Raw genomic sequence first — 13,030 nt, forward strand, 5'->3', positions numbered from 1 at the left:
GCGCGGGGCGCCGGGTTCTCACGGGCCGCGCGAGCGCGGCGGCGAAGCGAAGCGGCGCCGGGCGCCGCTTCCGATCCATCATTTTAGGCCCGATTCGTGTCGGGCACGTTTTGGCGTGCCGGGCGCGCGCCGCGGCGGGCGGCGAGCCGCGTCACGCGGGGCGCCGCGCGTTCAGGATCACCTGCGTGACGACGCCCGCGACGAGCCCCCAGAACGCCGAGCCGATCGACAGCAGCGTGAGGCCCGACGCGGTCACCATGAACGTGACGAGCGCCGCTTCGCGCTGCTTCACGTCCTGCATCGCGTTCGCGAGCCCGCTCATGATCGAGCCGAACAGCGCGAGCGCCGCGACCGACACGACGAGCGCCTTCGGCAGTGCCGCGAACAGCGCGGCGATCGTCGCGCCGAAGATGCCGGCGACCAGGTAGAACGTGCCGCACCACACGGCGGCCGTGTAGCGCTTCGCATGATCCTCGTGCGCTTCGGGGCCGGTACAGATCGCGGCCGTGATCGCCGCGAGATTCACGCCGTGCGAGCCGAACGGCGCGAGCAGCAGCGACGCGAGGCCGGTCGTCGCGATCAGCGGCGACGACGGCGTCGGATAGCCGTCCGCGCGCAGCACCGCGATGCCCGGCACGTTCTGCGACGCCATCGCGACGACGAACAGCGGAATGCCGATGCTGACGATCGACGCGATCGAGAACGCGGGCATCGTGAACACGGGCTGCGCGAGCGCGATGTGGAAGCGGCTGAAATCGAGCAGCCCGAGGCCGCCGGCCACCGCGGTGCCGACGAGCAGCGTCGTGACGATCGCGTAGCGCGGCGCGAGCCGCTTGACGATCAGGTAGGTGAAGAACATCGCGAGCACGAGCGCGGTCTGGAACTGCGCGGCGCGGAAGATCTCGATGCCGATCTCGAACAGGATGCCCGCGAGCAGCGCGGCCGCGATGCCGGCCGGGATGCGCTTCATCAACGTGTCGAACAGCCCGCTCACGCCGACGGCCGTCAGCAGCAGCGCGCATACGACGAACGCGCCGATCGCCTCGGGGTACGGCACGCCGGGCAGCGACGCGATCAGCAGCGCGGCGCCGGGCGTCGACCATGCGACGACGACGGGCGCGCGAAAGCGCAGCGACAGGCCGATCGTCGTCACCGCCATGCCGATCGATAGCGCCCAGATCCACGACGAGATCTGCGCATCGGTGAGGTGGGCGGCGCGGCCGGCCTGGAACATCAGTACGAGCGAGCTCGTGTAGCCGGTCATCATCGCGACGAAGCCGGCGACGAGCGCGGACACGGACGTATCGGCGAAAAAGCGGCGGCCGCCGGCGCGGCCGGCGCTCGCGGTGGACGAAGGGTTCATGCTTTCTCCGGGGCGGCCGCTCGGACGCGGCCTGTGTATCTGCGGGTGGGTGTCGTTACTTGCTGAGTGCGCGCATCGCGGTTTCGAGGCCCGCGAGCGTGAGCGGATACATGCGCTGGCCGAGCACGTCGCGAATGATCGCGATCGACTGCCGGTACTCCCATAGCCGCTCCGGCTCGGGGTTCAGCCATGCGTGATGCGGAAATTGGTCGGCGAGGCGGCGCAGCCACACGGCGCCGGCTTCCGGGTTGTTGTATTCGACCGAGCCGCCGGGCTGCAGCACTTCGTACGGGCTCATCGTCGCGTCGCCGACGAAGATCAGCTTGTAGTCGGGCGTGAACTTGTGCAGCACGTCCCACGTCGCGGTGCGTTCCGAGTGGCGGCGGCGGTTGTTCTTCCACAGGTGGTCGTACACGCAGTTGTGGAAGTAGAAGAATTCGAGGTGCTTGAATTCGGCCTTCGCGGCCGAGAACAGCTCTTCGGTGCGCTTGATGTGGTCGTCCATCGAGCCGCCGACGTCGAGCAGCATCAGCACCTTCTCGTTGTTGTGGCGCTCGGGCACCATCCGCAGGTCGAGCCAGCCCGCGTTCGCGGCCGTGCTGCGGATCGTGCCGGGCAGGTCGAGTTCCTCGGCCGCGCCTTCGCGCGCAAAGCGGCGCAGCCGCCGCAGCGCGACCTTGATGTTGCGCGTGCCGATCTCGACCGAATCGTCGTAGTCGCGATAGGCGCGCGCTTCCCACACCTTCACCGCCGTGCGGTTGCCGTTCGACGGGCCGCCGATGCGCACGCCTTCAGGGTTGTAGCCGCCGTGCCCGAACGGCGACGTGCCGCCGGTGCCGATCCATTTGTTGCCGCCTTCGTGGCGTTCCTTCTGCTCGTCGAGCAGCGCCTTCAAGCGCTCCATCAGCTTGTCGAGCCCGCCCATCGCTTCGATCTGGGCCTTTTCCTCCGGCGACAGCTCGCGCTCGAGGCGCTTCTCGAGCCAGTCGAGCGGGATGTCGAACGCCTCGGACGGCAGCGCGGACACGCCGTGGAAATATGCGCCGAACGCCTGGTCGAACTTGTCGAAGTACTGCTCGTCCTTGACGAGCGTCATCCGCGCGAGGAAGTAGAACGCGTCGATCGACGGCGAGATCAGCCCGGCCTTCAGCGATTCGAGCAGCGTCAGGTATTCCTTCACCGAGACGGGCAGCTTGGCTGCGCGCAGCGCGTAGAAGAAATTGAGCAGCATGGCCGGGCCTTCGCGGGTGAGGGAGGATTACCGGTTGTGCCGGTTCATGTAGACGAGCCGTTCGAGCAGGCTCAAATCCTGCTCGTTCTTCAGCAGCGCACCCGCGAGCGGCGGCACGATCTGTTTCGCGTCCGCACCGCGCAGCGCGTCGGCCGGGATGTTCTCGGCGAGCAGCAGCTTCAGCCAGTCGAGCAGTTCGGACGTCGACGGCTTCTTTTTCAGGCCCGACACGCCGCGCAATTCGAAGAAACTCTCGAGCGCCGCGCGCAGCAGCTCCTCGCGGATGTCGGGGAAGTGCACCGCGACGATCTTCTGCATCGTCGACGGGTCCGGAAACTGGATGTAGTGGAAGAAGCAGCGGCGCAGGAACGCGTCGGGCAGCTCCTTCTCGTTGTTCGACGTGATGATGACGAGCGGGCGGTGCTTCGCGCGGACCGTCTCGCGCGTCTCGTACACGTGGAACTCCATCCGGTCGAGCTCGCGCAGCAGGTCGTTCGGGAATTCGATGTCGGCCTTGTCGATCTCGTCGATCAGCAGCACGCTCGGGCGCTCGGCGTCGAACGCCTGCCACAGCACGCCCTTGACGATGTAGTTCGCGATGTCCTTCACGCGCTCGTCGCCGAGCTGCGAGTCGCGCAGCCGCGACACCGCGTCGTATTCGTACAGGCCCTGCTGCGCCTTGGTGGTCGACTTGATGTGCCACTGCAGCAGCGGCATGTCGAGCGCGGCGGCCACTTCCTCGGCGAGCATGGTCTTGCCGGTGCCGGGCTCGCCCTTGATCAGCAGCGGGCGTTGCAGCGTCAGCGCGGCATTGACCGCGAGCTTCAGATCGTCGGTGGCGACGTAGTGCGAGGACCCTTCGAAACGCATGGCGGCGCTCTTCTTTCTCGGGAAAAAAACCCAGTATAAGTCAGAAGGGCTGTGCGGTTGAGCCGCGCCCGCGTATCGTAGCGGGGCTGTGGCGGGGCGGACCGGGGCGCCTTATGGACGCGTTCCCCGCCGACGCGGTACAATCTGGCCGTTTTTTTTGGCCTGCGTGGCGATCCGATAAGCAAAACGGCGCGGGCCGTTGCCGCTTAGGCGCCAGTTTCCCCTCAAGCTAGGTTACAAGAGCTATGAACAAATTCGTCGGCAAACACGTCGTTGTCGCAGCGCTCGTGGCGCTCACGGGCAGCGCGCAGGCGGCCGGTGTGGTCGGCAACCCGAAGGACGGGGCGAGCAAGGCCGCCATGTGCATCGGTTGCCACGGCATCCAGGACTACCGCGCGGCGTATCCGGAGGTCTACCGGGTGCCTGTCCTCGGCGGCCAGAACCAGCAATACCTCGAGAACGCGCTGAAGGCCTACCGCAAGAAGGATCGTCACTTCCCGTCGATGAATGCGATCGCCGGTTCGCTGACCGACCAGGACATCGCGGATCTGTCGGCGTACTACGCCGCCCAGAAGGCCGACACGAAGGACAACCCCTACAAGTAAAGCGCGCGCCGCCGATCTCCCCGGCGGGACAGGAGCATTCATGAACAACGCATTCAAGACGGCGGCGGTGGCACTGGCGGCCGGCCTCGCGATCGGTACCGCGCACGCCGCGGACATCTCGAAGGGCAAGGAACTGGTCGAATCGCACAACTGCGCGGCCTGCCACGGCGCGCAACTGAACAAGCCGATCAACGCGGAGTACCCGCGCCTCGCCGGCCAGCACGCCGACTACCTCGTGTGGGCGATGCGCCAGTACCAGATGGGGCTGACGAACCCGCTGCTCGGCCGCAACAACGCGATCATGCAGGCGCAGGTGCAGAACCTGTCGGTCAGCGACATGAAGGACATCGCGTCCTACATCGAGTCGCTGAAGGAAACCGACCTCGTGTTCAAGAAGTAAGCGCGACGGGCCTCACGGGCTCGCGCAGCAAGAATGCCCCGCCTCGGCGGGGTATTTTTTTGTCCGCGGCCCAGCGCAGGTCGACGTGCCGGGCCGCGCGCTCAGTCGCGCGACGCGCGGCGCAGGATGCGCTGCAGGTACGCGTCGGTATCGGGCGGCGTGTTCGTGCGCTGCGCTTCCCAGATCGTCTCGCCGAGGCATTCCATGATCGCGTGCTGCGCGTCGTGGGTCGAGTCGAGCTTCGCGGCCAGCTTGTCGTGCGCGGCGCGGATGCCGGGCGGCTGGTCGATCGACAACTGCTCGCTGATCGCGAGGTGCATCGACAGGTGCAGGAACGGGTTCGTGCGGCCTTCTTCGGGCGTGTAGTCGCGCGCGGTCGCGCCGTCGGCGTCGGCCAGCTCGTCGTGGTATTCGGGATGCTCGACGATCCAGTCGGCTGCGATCGCTTCCAGCGGCGTCAGGATTTCGCCCGCGCGCTGCTTGCGCCAGGTCTCGGTGAAAAAGCGACGCACGTCGTCGCGGCTTGGATTGAACATGGTGGGGAAACGTCGTGATTCGGGCGGCGTCATGCCGCGTCGCGCATTGTACGCCGGAGCGGCGGACGGCGCTGGCGGCCGCCGCGGGGCGGCTGGACGCAGGCGACGCGGGGCGTTGCGGCCGCCCGCTGCGCAACGGGCAAGCGCGGGCCAGGCTCGCCGCCACCGCGCCGCTACACGCCGACGGTTCCGTCACGGCGCCTGGTTAGCCCGTTTCATCATGACCGACGTCGTTCGCCGTTCGCCTTTCGCCCTCCGTCCTCCGTCCTCCGTCCTCCGTCCTCCGTCCTCCGTCCTCCGTCCGCCGCCCTGCAGGGCGCGCTCAACGTCGCATTGTCCGCCGCCGCGTTCGGTGCGATGGCGATCGTCGGCCCTTACGCGTATGCGGCCGGCGTCGACGCGACGGCGACGGCGACGTCCAACGCGTAGCCGGGAAGGGGAGGAGCGGGCGTCGCGACGGCGCGTGCGGCGCTCGCCCATGCGGCGCGACGCTTATTCGTCGGGCGGCGGCGTCTTCGGCCGGAACTCGCACAGCGGTTCGATCGCGCAGTGCCAGCATTCGGGCCGCCGCGCCTTGCACACGTAGCGCCCGTGCAGGATCAGCCAGTGATGCGCGTCCTGCAGGAATTCCTTCGGCGTGAACTTTTCGAGCGCGGCCTCGACGGCCCGCACGTCCTTGCCCGGCGCGAGCCCGGTGCGATTCGCGACGCGGAAGATATGCGTGTCGACCGCGATCGTCGGCTGGCCGAACGCGGTGTTCAGCACGACGTTCGCGGTCTTGCGGCCGACGCCCGGCAGGCTTTCGAGCGCTTCGCGATCGGCCGGCACCTCGCCGCCGTAGCGCTCGAGCAGGATCCGGCACGTCGCGACCACGTTCTTCGCCTTGGTGCGATAGAGGCCGATCGTCTTGATGTACTCGGTGACGCCTTCCTCGCCAAGCGCGACGATTTGTCGCGGGGTATTCGCGACCGGAAACATTTTCCGCATCGCCTTGTTGACCGACACGTCGGTCGCCTGCGCGGACAGCATCACGGCGATCAGCAGTTCGAACGGCGTCGAGTATTCGAGTTCGGTGGTCGGATGCGGATTGAGGCTCTGCAGCGTTTCGTAGATCGCGCGTCGTTTGCTGGCGTTCATGGAGCGTTCTGGTCGGGCGGCGCGGACGGGCCGTCCGGATCGTCGCCATCTGTGTCGTTGTCGTTGTCGTGGCCGCCCGATGCCGCTTCGGCGTCGCGCTGCGCCTGCTGCTCGGCGAGTCGCTTGCGGCGGGCCTCGGCCGCGTCGATCTGCGCCTGGACGGCCGCACTCACGCCTTCGGTGTTCTTCGGCCCGGCGCCTTGCCCGGACAGTTCTTCCTTCTTCTTGCGTGCGCGTTCGAGCGCGGCGGCGATGATCGCGCGTTTCTTCGCTTCGGCGTCGTCGGCGGCCGGCGCATCCGGCTGCGCCGCGGCGGGGCCTGCGGCCGGCTTTGCCGCACTGGCCGCGCGGCGGGCGGCGGCGCGCGCTTCGGCGGCCTCGCGCTCGCGGCGCTGGCGCGCGAGCCGCAGGTCGTGGCGTTCGCGTGCGGCGTCGGCCTGTTCCTGCGACCACGCATCCCAGCCCGTGCGATCGCCGGTCACCGGCAGCATCGCGATGCAGTCGACCGGGCACGGCGGCACGCACAGGTCGCAGCCCGTGCACAGCGACGCGACGATCGTGTGCATCTGCTTCGGTGCGCCGACGATCGCATCGACCGGACACGCCTGCATGCACAGCGTGCATCCGATGCACAGGTTTTCGTCGATGAACGCGATCGCGCGCGGATGTTCGCTGCCGTTGACGGGATTCAGCGGAATCACCGGCTTGCCGAGCAGGTTCGCGAGACGCGTGATGCCTTCGGCGCCGCCGGGTGGGCACTGGTTGTAGTTCGCGTCGCCGGCGGCGATCGCCTCGGCGTACGGACGGCAGCCGTTATAGCCGCACTTCGTGCATTGCGTCTGGGGAAGCAGATCTTCGATGCGATCCGCGAGTGTTTTGGAGTCGGTCACGGTGACAACGGGCGCAACGGCGCCGAATGGCTCTCGGCCGCGTCGGGCGCGGCCGGAAAGGTTTGCCAAAGCTCGATTATCGCCGATTTCCCGCATTGCGCTGGACGCCGTCTATGCGCATAATCGAACCGCTTTTTTGCAGGGGCTCAGCAGGAGGGCGGCCGCCCGCGGGGCGCCCGTTCCAGGGCGGCCGGCGCCGAGGCGGTGGGGGTGCCGGTCCGGATCAAGCGGCTCACGTAGCAAAACGCCACCATGAATCAGCCAAAAATCAAAAGAGATCCTGAAGGTACGCGCCGCCGCATCCTGATGGCGGCAGCCGAAGAGTTCGCGAATGGAGGGCTGTTCGGCGCGCGCGTCGATCAGATCGCGCGCCGGGCCGAAACGAACGAGCGCATGCTCTATTACTACTTCGGCAGCAAGGAACAGCTCTTCACGGCGGTGCTCGAACACGCGTTCTCCGCGCTGACGGAGGCCGAGCGCGTGCTGGATCTCGACGGCGTCGCGCCGGTCGAGGCCGTCACGCGGCTCGCGCATTTCGTTTGGGACTACTACCGCGACCATCCGGAGCTGCTCAGGCTCATCAACAACGAGAACCTGCACGAAGCGCGCTATCTGCACAAGTCGACGCGGATCCGCGAGATGATGTCGCCGATCGTCGCGAAGCTCGGCAACGTGCTGATGCGCGGCCAGAAGGCCGGGCTGTTCCGCGGCGACGTCGATCCGCTGCGCTTCTACGTGACGCTGTCGGGGCTCGGCTATTACATCGTCTCGAACCGCTTCACGCTCGCGGCGACGCTCGGCCGCGACTTCACCGACACCGACGAGCGCGCGGAGATGGTCCGGATGAGCACCGAGGTGCTGCTCGCGTATCTGCTGCGGCGCTGACGCGACGAACGGACGAGCCGATGAGCCGCCCGCTCGCGGCCGCCGCATAAAAAAACGCCGCCGTACGCAAGAACGGCGGCGTTTTTGCGTCGGAACGCGGCGCGTCAGGCGGCCTTGCGGGCCCGCACGGTTTTTGCGCGCGAGCCGCCTGCCGCGCGTTTCGCAGCGGGCGCGGCTTTCGCAGCGGGCGTTTTGGCGGGCGCGACCGTCACGGCCGGCGTTTTCGCGCGCGCGCGTTTCGCGGCAGTGACGCGCGCTGTCGTTTCCGGCTGCGGCTTGGCGGCCGGCACGGCGCCGATCGTGGTCGCATCCTGGGCGTCGGCCGGCAGCTTCGTCGCGCCGTGCTTCGGTTCCGGTGCATGCTCGCGGATGAAGTCGCGCAGTTGCGGGTAGATGATCGTGCGCCAGCGGCGGCCCGAGAAGATCCCGTAGTGGCCGCACTTCTCGGCGGTCAGGCTGCGGCGATCGTCTTGCGGGATGCCGGTGCACAGCTCGTGCGCGACGTGCGTCTGGCCGCTGCCCGAGATGTCGTCGAGTTCGCCCTCGATCGTCATCAGCGCGGTGTGCTTGATGTCCTGCGGCCGCACGCGCTCGCCTTCGACGTCCCACGTGCCTTCCGCGAGCCGGAATTCCTGGAACACGACGCGGATCGTCTCGAGGTAATACTCGGCGGCCATGTCGAGTACCGCGTTGTACTCGTCGTAGAAGCGGCGGTGCGCTTCAGCGTCGTCCTCGTCGCCGCGCAGCAGGCTCTGGTAGAAATCCCAGTGCGATTGCGCGTGCCGCTCCGGGTTCATCGCGACGAAGCCCGTGTGCTGCAGGAAGCCCGGATACACCTGGCGGCCTTCGCCCGGATAGTTCGCCGGCACCGTGTGGATCACGTTGTTCTCGAACCACGCGGTCGAGTGCTGCGTCGCGAGCGAATTCACGGAAGTCGGGCTGCGGCGCGCGTCGATCGGGCCGCCCATCATCGTCATCGTGAGCGGCGTGTCCTCGCCGCGGCTCGCCATCAGCGAAATCGCCGCGAGCACCGGCACCGTCGGCTGGCATACCGAGATCACGTGCAGGTTGCGCGCGCCGATGTGACGGATGAATTCCTGGATGTACGCGATGTAGTCGTGCAGGTGGAACGGGCCGGTCTCGACCGGCACCATCCGCGCGTCGATCCAGTCGGTGATGTAGACCTTGTGATCCTGCAGCAGCGTGCGCACCGTGTCGCGCAGCAGCGTCGAGTGGTGGCCCGACAGCGGCGCGCAGACGAGCACGACCGGCTCGTCCTTCAGTTGCGTGACGGCGTCGGCGTCGTCCGAATAGCGCTTGAAGCGCAGCAGCCGGCAGAACGGCTTCTCGATGATCGTCTGCTCGACGATCGGGATGTTGTGGCCGTCCTTGACGATCTGATGGATGTTGAATTCCGGCTTTTCGTAATCCTTGCCGAGCCGATACATCAACTCATAGGCGGCCGCCATCCGCGGCGCGCCGGGGATCAGCGAGAACGGGCTGGACGGATTCGCGAACGACTTCGAGGCGGCCTGGGCCCAGGCCGTGAGCGGGCTCAGCATTGCCCGCTGGAATTCGTGCAGTTGGTAAAGCATGCAGGCTACTCCCGCGTGGGGGGACGGTGCGCAAGGGCGGCGTGGGGCGTCGCGGCGTGCCGTGTGGGTCAGCGGCCGGCCATGTTGCATTGCAGCCGGACAATCTCGTCGATCATATCGGACAACGATCGGTTGTGCAATGCAACATTTCCCGGTTTTTTCATCAAATTTTTGCGATTTGACGATCCATGAACAAGGGCGCGCGCCGCGCCGCTCAGCGGCCGGTCGCGACGGCCGGCGCGGGCTGGCCGGCCGCGCGCGCCATCGCGTCTTCATGGTGCATCAGGTTCATCGCGGTATGCACGAGCGCCACGTGCGAGAACGCCTGCGGGAAGTTGCCGACGAGCCGCCCGGCCACCGGGTCGTACTCCTCCGCGAGCAGCCCCAGGTCGTTCGACAGCGCGAGCAGGCGGCTGAAGAGCCGATGCGCGTCGTCGATCCGGCCGAGCAGCGCATAGCTGTCGACCAGCCAGAAGCTGCACGCGAGAAACGTGCCTTCGCCCGGCGGCAGGCCGTCGTCGTATTCGGTCGTGCGGTAGCGCATCACGAGCCCGTCGTGCAGCAATTCCCGCTCGATCGCGTCGACCGTGCCGACGATGCGCGGATCTTCCGGCGGCAGGAAGCCGAGCTGCGGCAGCAGCAGCACGCTCGCGTCGAGCTCGTCGCTGCCGTAGCTCTGCGCGAACGCCTGCTTGCCTTCGTGCCACGCATTGGCGCAGACGTCCGCATGGATCCGCTCGCGCAGCGCGCGCCAGCGGTCGAGCGAGCCGGGCAGCCGGAACATTTCCGCCGACTTGATCGCGCGGTCGAACGCGACCCACGCCATCACCTTCGAGAACGTGAAATGGCGGCGGCCGCCGCGCGTTTCCCAGATGCCTTCGTCGGGCTCCTGCCAGATCTTCTCGAGATGGTCGAGCAGCGCGCACTGCACGGACCAGACCGTGTCGTCGGCCTGCAGGCCGCCCACGCGCGCGAGGTGCAGCGCGGCCATCACCTCGCCGAACACGTCGAGCTGGAGCTGGTTCGCGGCGCCGTTGCCGACGCGCACCGGCTTCGAATCCTGGTAGCCGGGCAGCCAGTCGAGCTCCATTTCCGGCAGCCGGCGCTCGCCGGCGATCCCGTACATGATCTGGATCTGCTCGGGCGAGCCGGCCATCACGCGGCCGAGCCACGTGCGCCATGCGCGCGCCTCGTCGTAGTAGCCGCCGCGCATCAGCGCGAGCAGCGTGATCGTCGCGTCGCGCAGCCAGCAGTAGCGGTAGTCCCAGTTGCGGTTGCCGCCGATCTTTTCGGGCAGCGACGTGGTCGGCGCGGCGACGATGCCGCCGGTCGGTTCGTACGCGAGCGCCTTCAGCGTGATCAGCGAGCGGCGCACGGCGGCCGCGTAGCGGCCCTGCACCTGGCAGCGGCCCGACCATTCGAGCCAGTAGTTCTCGGTGCGCGCGAGCATCGACAGCGGGTCGCGCGCCGGCGGCAGCCGCATGTGCGACGCCGCGTAGCCGAGCGAGAACGGCACGCGCTCGTCGGCGCTCACCGTGAATTCCGCGAGCGTATGGAGGTTCTTGCCGGTGAGCGGCACCGGCGTGCGCAGCACGACGGTATCGGGGCCGGCGATGGCCTTCATGCCATCCTCGCGGGTCAGTTGCGTGACCCACGGAATCGAGAAACCGTAGTCGAAGCGCAACACGAGCTCCATGCGCATCTTCATCGTGCCGTGGCGGCCGACGACGATCCGCACCAGTTCGGACCAGCCGTTGCCGGGCGGCATGAAATCGATCACGGTGACGGCGCCGTCGGCGCTTTCGTAATCGGTTTCGAGAATCAGCGTGTCGCCGCGATAGCGGCGGGTCGTGTGCGTGATCGCGGCGTCGGCGGCCGGAGCAAGCAGCCAGCGGCCGTGCTCGGGCGTGCCGAGCAGCGCCGCGAAGCAGGCGCCCGAATCGAAGCGGGGCCAGCACAGCCAGTCGACGGAGCCGTCTTTTGCGATCAGCGCGGCCGTGTGGCCGTCGCCGACGAGGGCGTAGTCTTCGATCAGGGCGGGCATGGGCAGGCGATCCTTGGGTATTCGAGTTCACAATGCGGACGCCGGCGGCCCGGACTTCACGCCCGGGCGCCGCGCCCCGTATACTCGGCCGGGCGGCGGAGCGCATGAACGGCCGGCGTTTCGTCCTATCTCAACACTTGAAGCGACTCGATGCAAGGAGGATTCAATGCCCAACCGTTTACGCGAGCGTGACGCACGCGCTTCGACACGAGGGTTCCCGCTTAGGTTCGCTCACTGGATGAAAGGTTTCGCGATCGTGCTTTCCCTGTCCGCGACCCACGCATTCGCGCAGCAATCGTCCGCCCCGGCCGACGGCGTCTACAACCTGCTCGTCGGCACCTATACGGGCGGCGGCAGCGACGGGATCTACGTTTACCGCTTCGATACGAAAACGGGCAGCGTCGCGCCGGTGTCGTCGGCGAAGACCGAGAATCCGTCGTATCTGTTGCCGAGCCGCGACGGTCGCACCGTATATGCGGTCAACGAACTGCCCGGCGACAACGGACCGGCGACGCAGCGCGGCGGCATCAGCGCGTTCGGCTTCGACGCGAAGACGGGCGCGCTCACGTTCATCGACCGCGTATCGTCGGAAGGGAACGATCCTTGCTATCTCGCGCTGTCGCCGGACGGCAAGTACCTCGTCACCGCCAACTACTCGGTTGCGGCCGATCCGGGCGGCAGCTTCGCGGTGTTCCCGATCCGCGACAACGCCGCCGTCGGCCCGGCCGTGCTGACGGTCCATCACGAAGGCACGGGGCCCGTGAAGGGCCGCCAGGACGGCGCGCACGTGCATTCGACGGTATTTTCGCCGGACGGCCGCTACCTGTTCGTGCAGGATCTCGGCGCGGACAAGATCTACGGCTACCGCTACACGGTGGACGGCAGCCGCGGGCTGATCAGCCCGACCGACACGCGCTACACGCCGGTGAAGGCCGGCTCGGGCCCGCGTCACATGGTGTTCGGCGCCGACGGCCGGTTCGCGTACGTGACGAGCGAGCTCAACGCGTCGGTCGAGGTGTTCGGCTATCACGACGGCAAGCTGACGCCGGTCGAGACGGTGCCGATGACGGCCCCGGGCTTCAAGGGCAAGGTCGGCGGCGGCGCGATCCACCTGTCGCCGGACGGGCGCTTCCTGTACGTGAGCAACCGCGGCGACGCGAACGACCTCGTGATCTACGCGGTGAACAAGGCGGACGGCCGGCTGAAGTACGTCGGCCGCCAGTCGAGCCTCGGCAAGACGCCGCGCGAGTTCCTGATCGATCCGACCGGCAAGTGGCTGATCGTCGGCAACCAGGACAGCGACACGTTCTACGTGTTCAGTCGCGACGTCGAAACGGGGCAGCTCGGCGCGAATCCGCAGAAGGTCGCGGTCGGCAAGCCGGTCGATTTCAAGCTGGTGCCGGTGCAGTAAACGAGAAAGGCGCTGCTGAGGCAGCGCCTTTTTTTGCGGGCGGCCGGTTGCGCGGCGCGCCCG

General features: G+C 67.7%; 12 protein-coding genes. 4 read left to right on the forward strand and 8 right to left on the reverse strand.

Features of this window, described 5'->3' with window-relative positions:
- Positions 1 to 151 precede the first annotated feature (151 nt).
- The 3 genes from WS61_RS03030 to WS61_RS03040 are packed head-to-tail and all read right to left on the reverse strand — an operon-like array spanning position 152 to position 3,464.
- Positions 152 to 1,363, reverse strand: coding sequence for a benzoate/H(+) symporter BenE family transporter (locus tag WS61_RS03030; protein WP_059499179.1), 1,212 nt, complete (start codon positions 1,361 to 1,363; stop codon positions 152 to 154).
- Positions 1,364 to 1,418: 55 nt separating this feature from the next.
- Positions 1,419 to 2,594 (reverse strand): VWA domain-containing protein, encoded by a 1,176-nt coding sequence (locus WS61_RS03035; protein ID WP_059499180.1) that lies wholly within the window; start codon positions 2,592 to 2,594, stop codon positions 1,419 to 1,421.
- Between the two features lie 27 nt (positions 2,595 to 2,621).
- Entirely contained in the window at positions 2,622 to 3,464 is an 843-nt protein-coding gene (locus WS61_RS03040) for a MoxR family ATPase (RefSeq protein WP_059499181.1), read from the reverse strand.
- 245 nt (positions 3,465 to 3,709) lie between these two features.
- Between WS61_RS03040 and WS61_RS03045 the strand changes: the two genes are divergently transcribed.
- Positions 3,710 to 4,069 (forward strand): cytochrome c, encoded by a 360-nt coding sequence (locus tag WS61_RS03045; RefSeq protein ID WP_059499182.1) that lies wholly within the window; start codon positions 3,710 to 3,712, stop codon positions 4,067 to 4,069.
- 40 nt (positions 4,070 to 4,109) lie between these two features.
- Positions 4,110 to 4,469: a cytochrome c gene (locus WS61_RS03050; protein WP_006490657.1), complete on the forward strand. Its 360-nt coding sequence runs from the start codon at positions 4,110 to 4,112 to the stop codon at positions 4,467 to 4,469.
- A gap of 101 nt (positions 4,470 to 4,570) precedes the next feature.
- Here WS61_RS03050 and WS61_RS03055 read toward each other — a convergent pair whose 3' ends face one another.
- From WS61_RS03055 to rsxB, 3 genes are all read right to left on the reverse strand, one after another.
- Positions 4,571 to 5,038 (reverse strand): DUF1841 family protein, encoded by a 468-nt coding sequence (locus WS61_RS03055; protein WP_373557106.1) that lies wholly within the window; start codon positions 5,036 to 5,038, stop codon positions 4,571 to 4,573.
- Between the two features lie 459 nt (positions 5,039 to 5,497).
- Positions 5,498 to 6,142 carry an endonuclease III gene (gene nth, locus WS61_RS03060; RefSeq protein ID WP_059499184.1) on the reverse strand — a complete coding sequence of 215 codons (645 nt, stop codon included), beginning with the start codon at positions 6,140 to 6,142 and terminating at the stop codon, positions 5,498 to 5,500.
- The gene (gene rsxB, locus WS61_RS03065) at positions 6,139 to 7,032 is read right to left on the reverse strand and encodes an electron transport complex subunit RsxB (protein WP_373557107.1); all 894 of its coding nucleotides are present in this window, start codon (positions 7,030 to 7,032) and stop codon (positions 6,139 to 6,141) included. Before rsxB ends, nth begins: the two co-directional genes overlap by 4 nt.
- 252 nt (positions 7,033 to 7,284) lie before the next feature.
- Here rsxB and WS61_RS03070 point away from each other — a divergent pair, with 252 nt between their 5' ends.
- Positions 7,285 to 7,917, forward strand: coding sequence for a TetR family transcriptional regulator (locus tag WS61_RS03070; RefSeq protein WP_034208032.1), 633 nt, complete (start codon positions 7,285 to 7,287; stop codon positions 7,915 to 7,917).
- A gap of 104 nt (positions 7,918 to 8,021) precedes the next feature.
- On the opposite strand, the gene WS61_RS03075 is transcribed toward WS61_RS03070, so the two are convergent.
- Together WS61_RS03075 and WS61_RS03080 are read right to left on the reverse strand one after the other, a co-directional pair.
- Complete coding sequence (locus tag WS61_RS03075) at positions 8,022 to 9,512, reverse strand: polyhydroxyalkanoate depolymerase (protein ID WP_059499186.1); 1,491 nt, start codon at positions 9,510 to 9,512, stop codon at positions 8,022 to 8,024.
- Between the two features lie 214 nt (positions 9,513 to 9,726).
- Positions 9,727 to 11,556, reverse strand: coding sequence for a glycoside hydrolase family 15 protein (locus WS61_RS03080; RefSeq protein WP_059499187.1), 1,830 nt, complete (start codon positions 11,554 to 11,556; stop codon positions 9,727 to 9,729).
- A 166-nt stretch (positions 11,557 to 11,722) separates the two neighbouring features.
- Here WS61_RS03080 and WS61_RS03085 point away from each other — a divergent pair, with 166 nt between their 5' ends.
- Positions 11,723 to 12,967 carry a lactonase family protein gene (locus tag WS61_RS03085; protein WP_095211575.1) on the forward strand — a complete coding sequence of 415 codons (1,245 nt, stop codon included), beginning with the start codon at positions 11,723 to 11,725 and terminating at the stop codon, positions 12,965 to 12,967.
- Positions 12,968 to 13,030: the final 63 nt, after the last annotated feature.

Source organism: Burkholderia sp. ABCPW 11, assembly GCF_001523445.1.
In the GTDB taxonomy this organism is placed as follows: Bacteria; Pseudomonadota; Gammaproteobacteria; order Burkholderiales; family Burkholderiaceae; genus Burkholderia.

What these genes read in the sequence shown, in the direction of transcription:
- WS61_RS03070 (WP_034208032.1), top strand. Translation starts at nt 7,285, where the DNA reads ATGAATCAGCCAAAAATCAAAAGAGATCCTGAAGGTACGCGCCGCCGC.
- WS61_RS03035 (WP_059499180.1), bottom strand. Translation starts at nt 2,594, where the DNA reads ATGCTGCTCAATTTCTTCTACGCGCTGCGCGCAGCCAAGCTGCCCGTC.
- WS61_RS03050 (WP_006490657.1), top strand. Translation starts at nt 4,110, where the DNA reads ATGAACAACGCATTCAAGACGGCGGCGGTGGCACTGGCGGCCGGCCTC.
- WS61_RS03030 (WP_059499179.1), bottom strand. Translation starts at nt 1,363, where the DNA reads ATGAACCCTTCGTCCACCGCGAGCGCCGGCCGCGCCGGCGGCCGCCGC.
- WS61_RS03080 (WP_059499187.1), bottom strand. Translation starts at nt 11,556, where the DNA reads ATGCCCGCCCTGATCGAAGACTACGCCCTCGTCGGCGACGGCCACACG.
- WS61_RS03075 (WP_059499186.1), bottom strand. Translation starts at nt 9,512, where the DNA reads ATGCTTTACCAACTGCACGAATTCCAGCGGGCAATGCTGAGCCCGCTC.
- WS61_RS03055 (WP_373557106.1), bottom strand. Translation starts at nt 5,038, where the DNA reads ATGACGCCGCCCGAATCACGACGTTTCCCCACCATGTTCAATCCAAGC.
- WS61_RS03040 (WP_059499181.1), bottom strand. Translation starts at nt 3,464, where the DNA reads ATGCGTTTCGAAGGGTCCTCGCACTACGTCGCCACCGACGATCTGAAG.
- nth (WP_059499184.1), bottom strand. Translation starts at nt 6,142, where the DNA reads ATGAACGCCAGCAAACGACGCGCGATCTACGAAACGCTGCAGAGCCTC.
- WS61_RS03085 (WP_095211575.1), top strand. Translation starts at nt 11,723, where the DNA reads ATGCCCAACCGTTTACGCGAGCGTGACGCACGCGCTTCGACACGAGGG.
- WS61_RS03045 (WP_059499182.1), top strand. Translation starts at nt 3,710, where the DNA reads ATGAACAAATTCGTCGGCAAACACGTCGTTGTCGCAGCGCTCGTGGCG.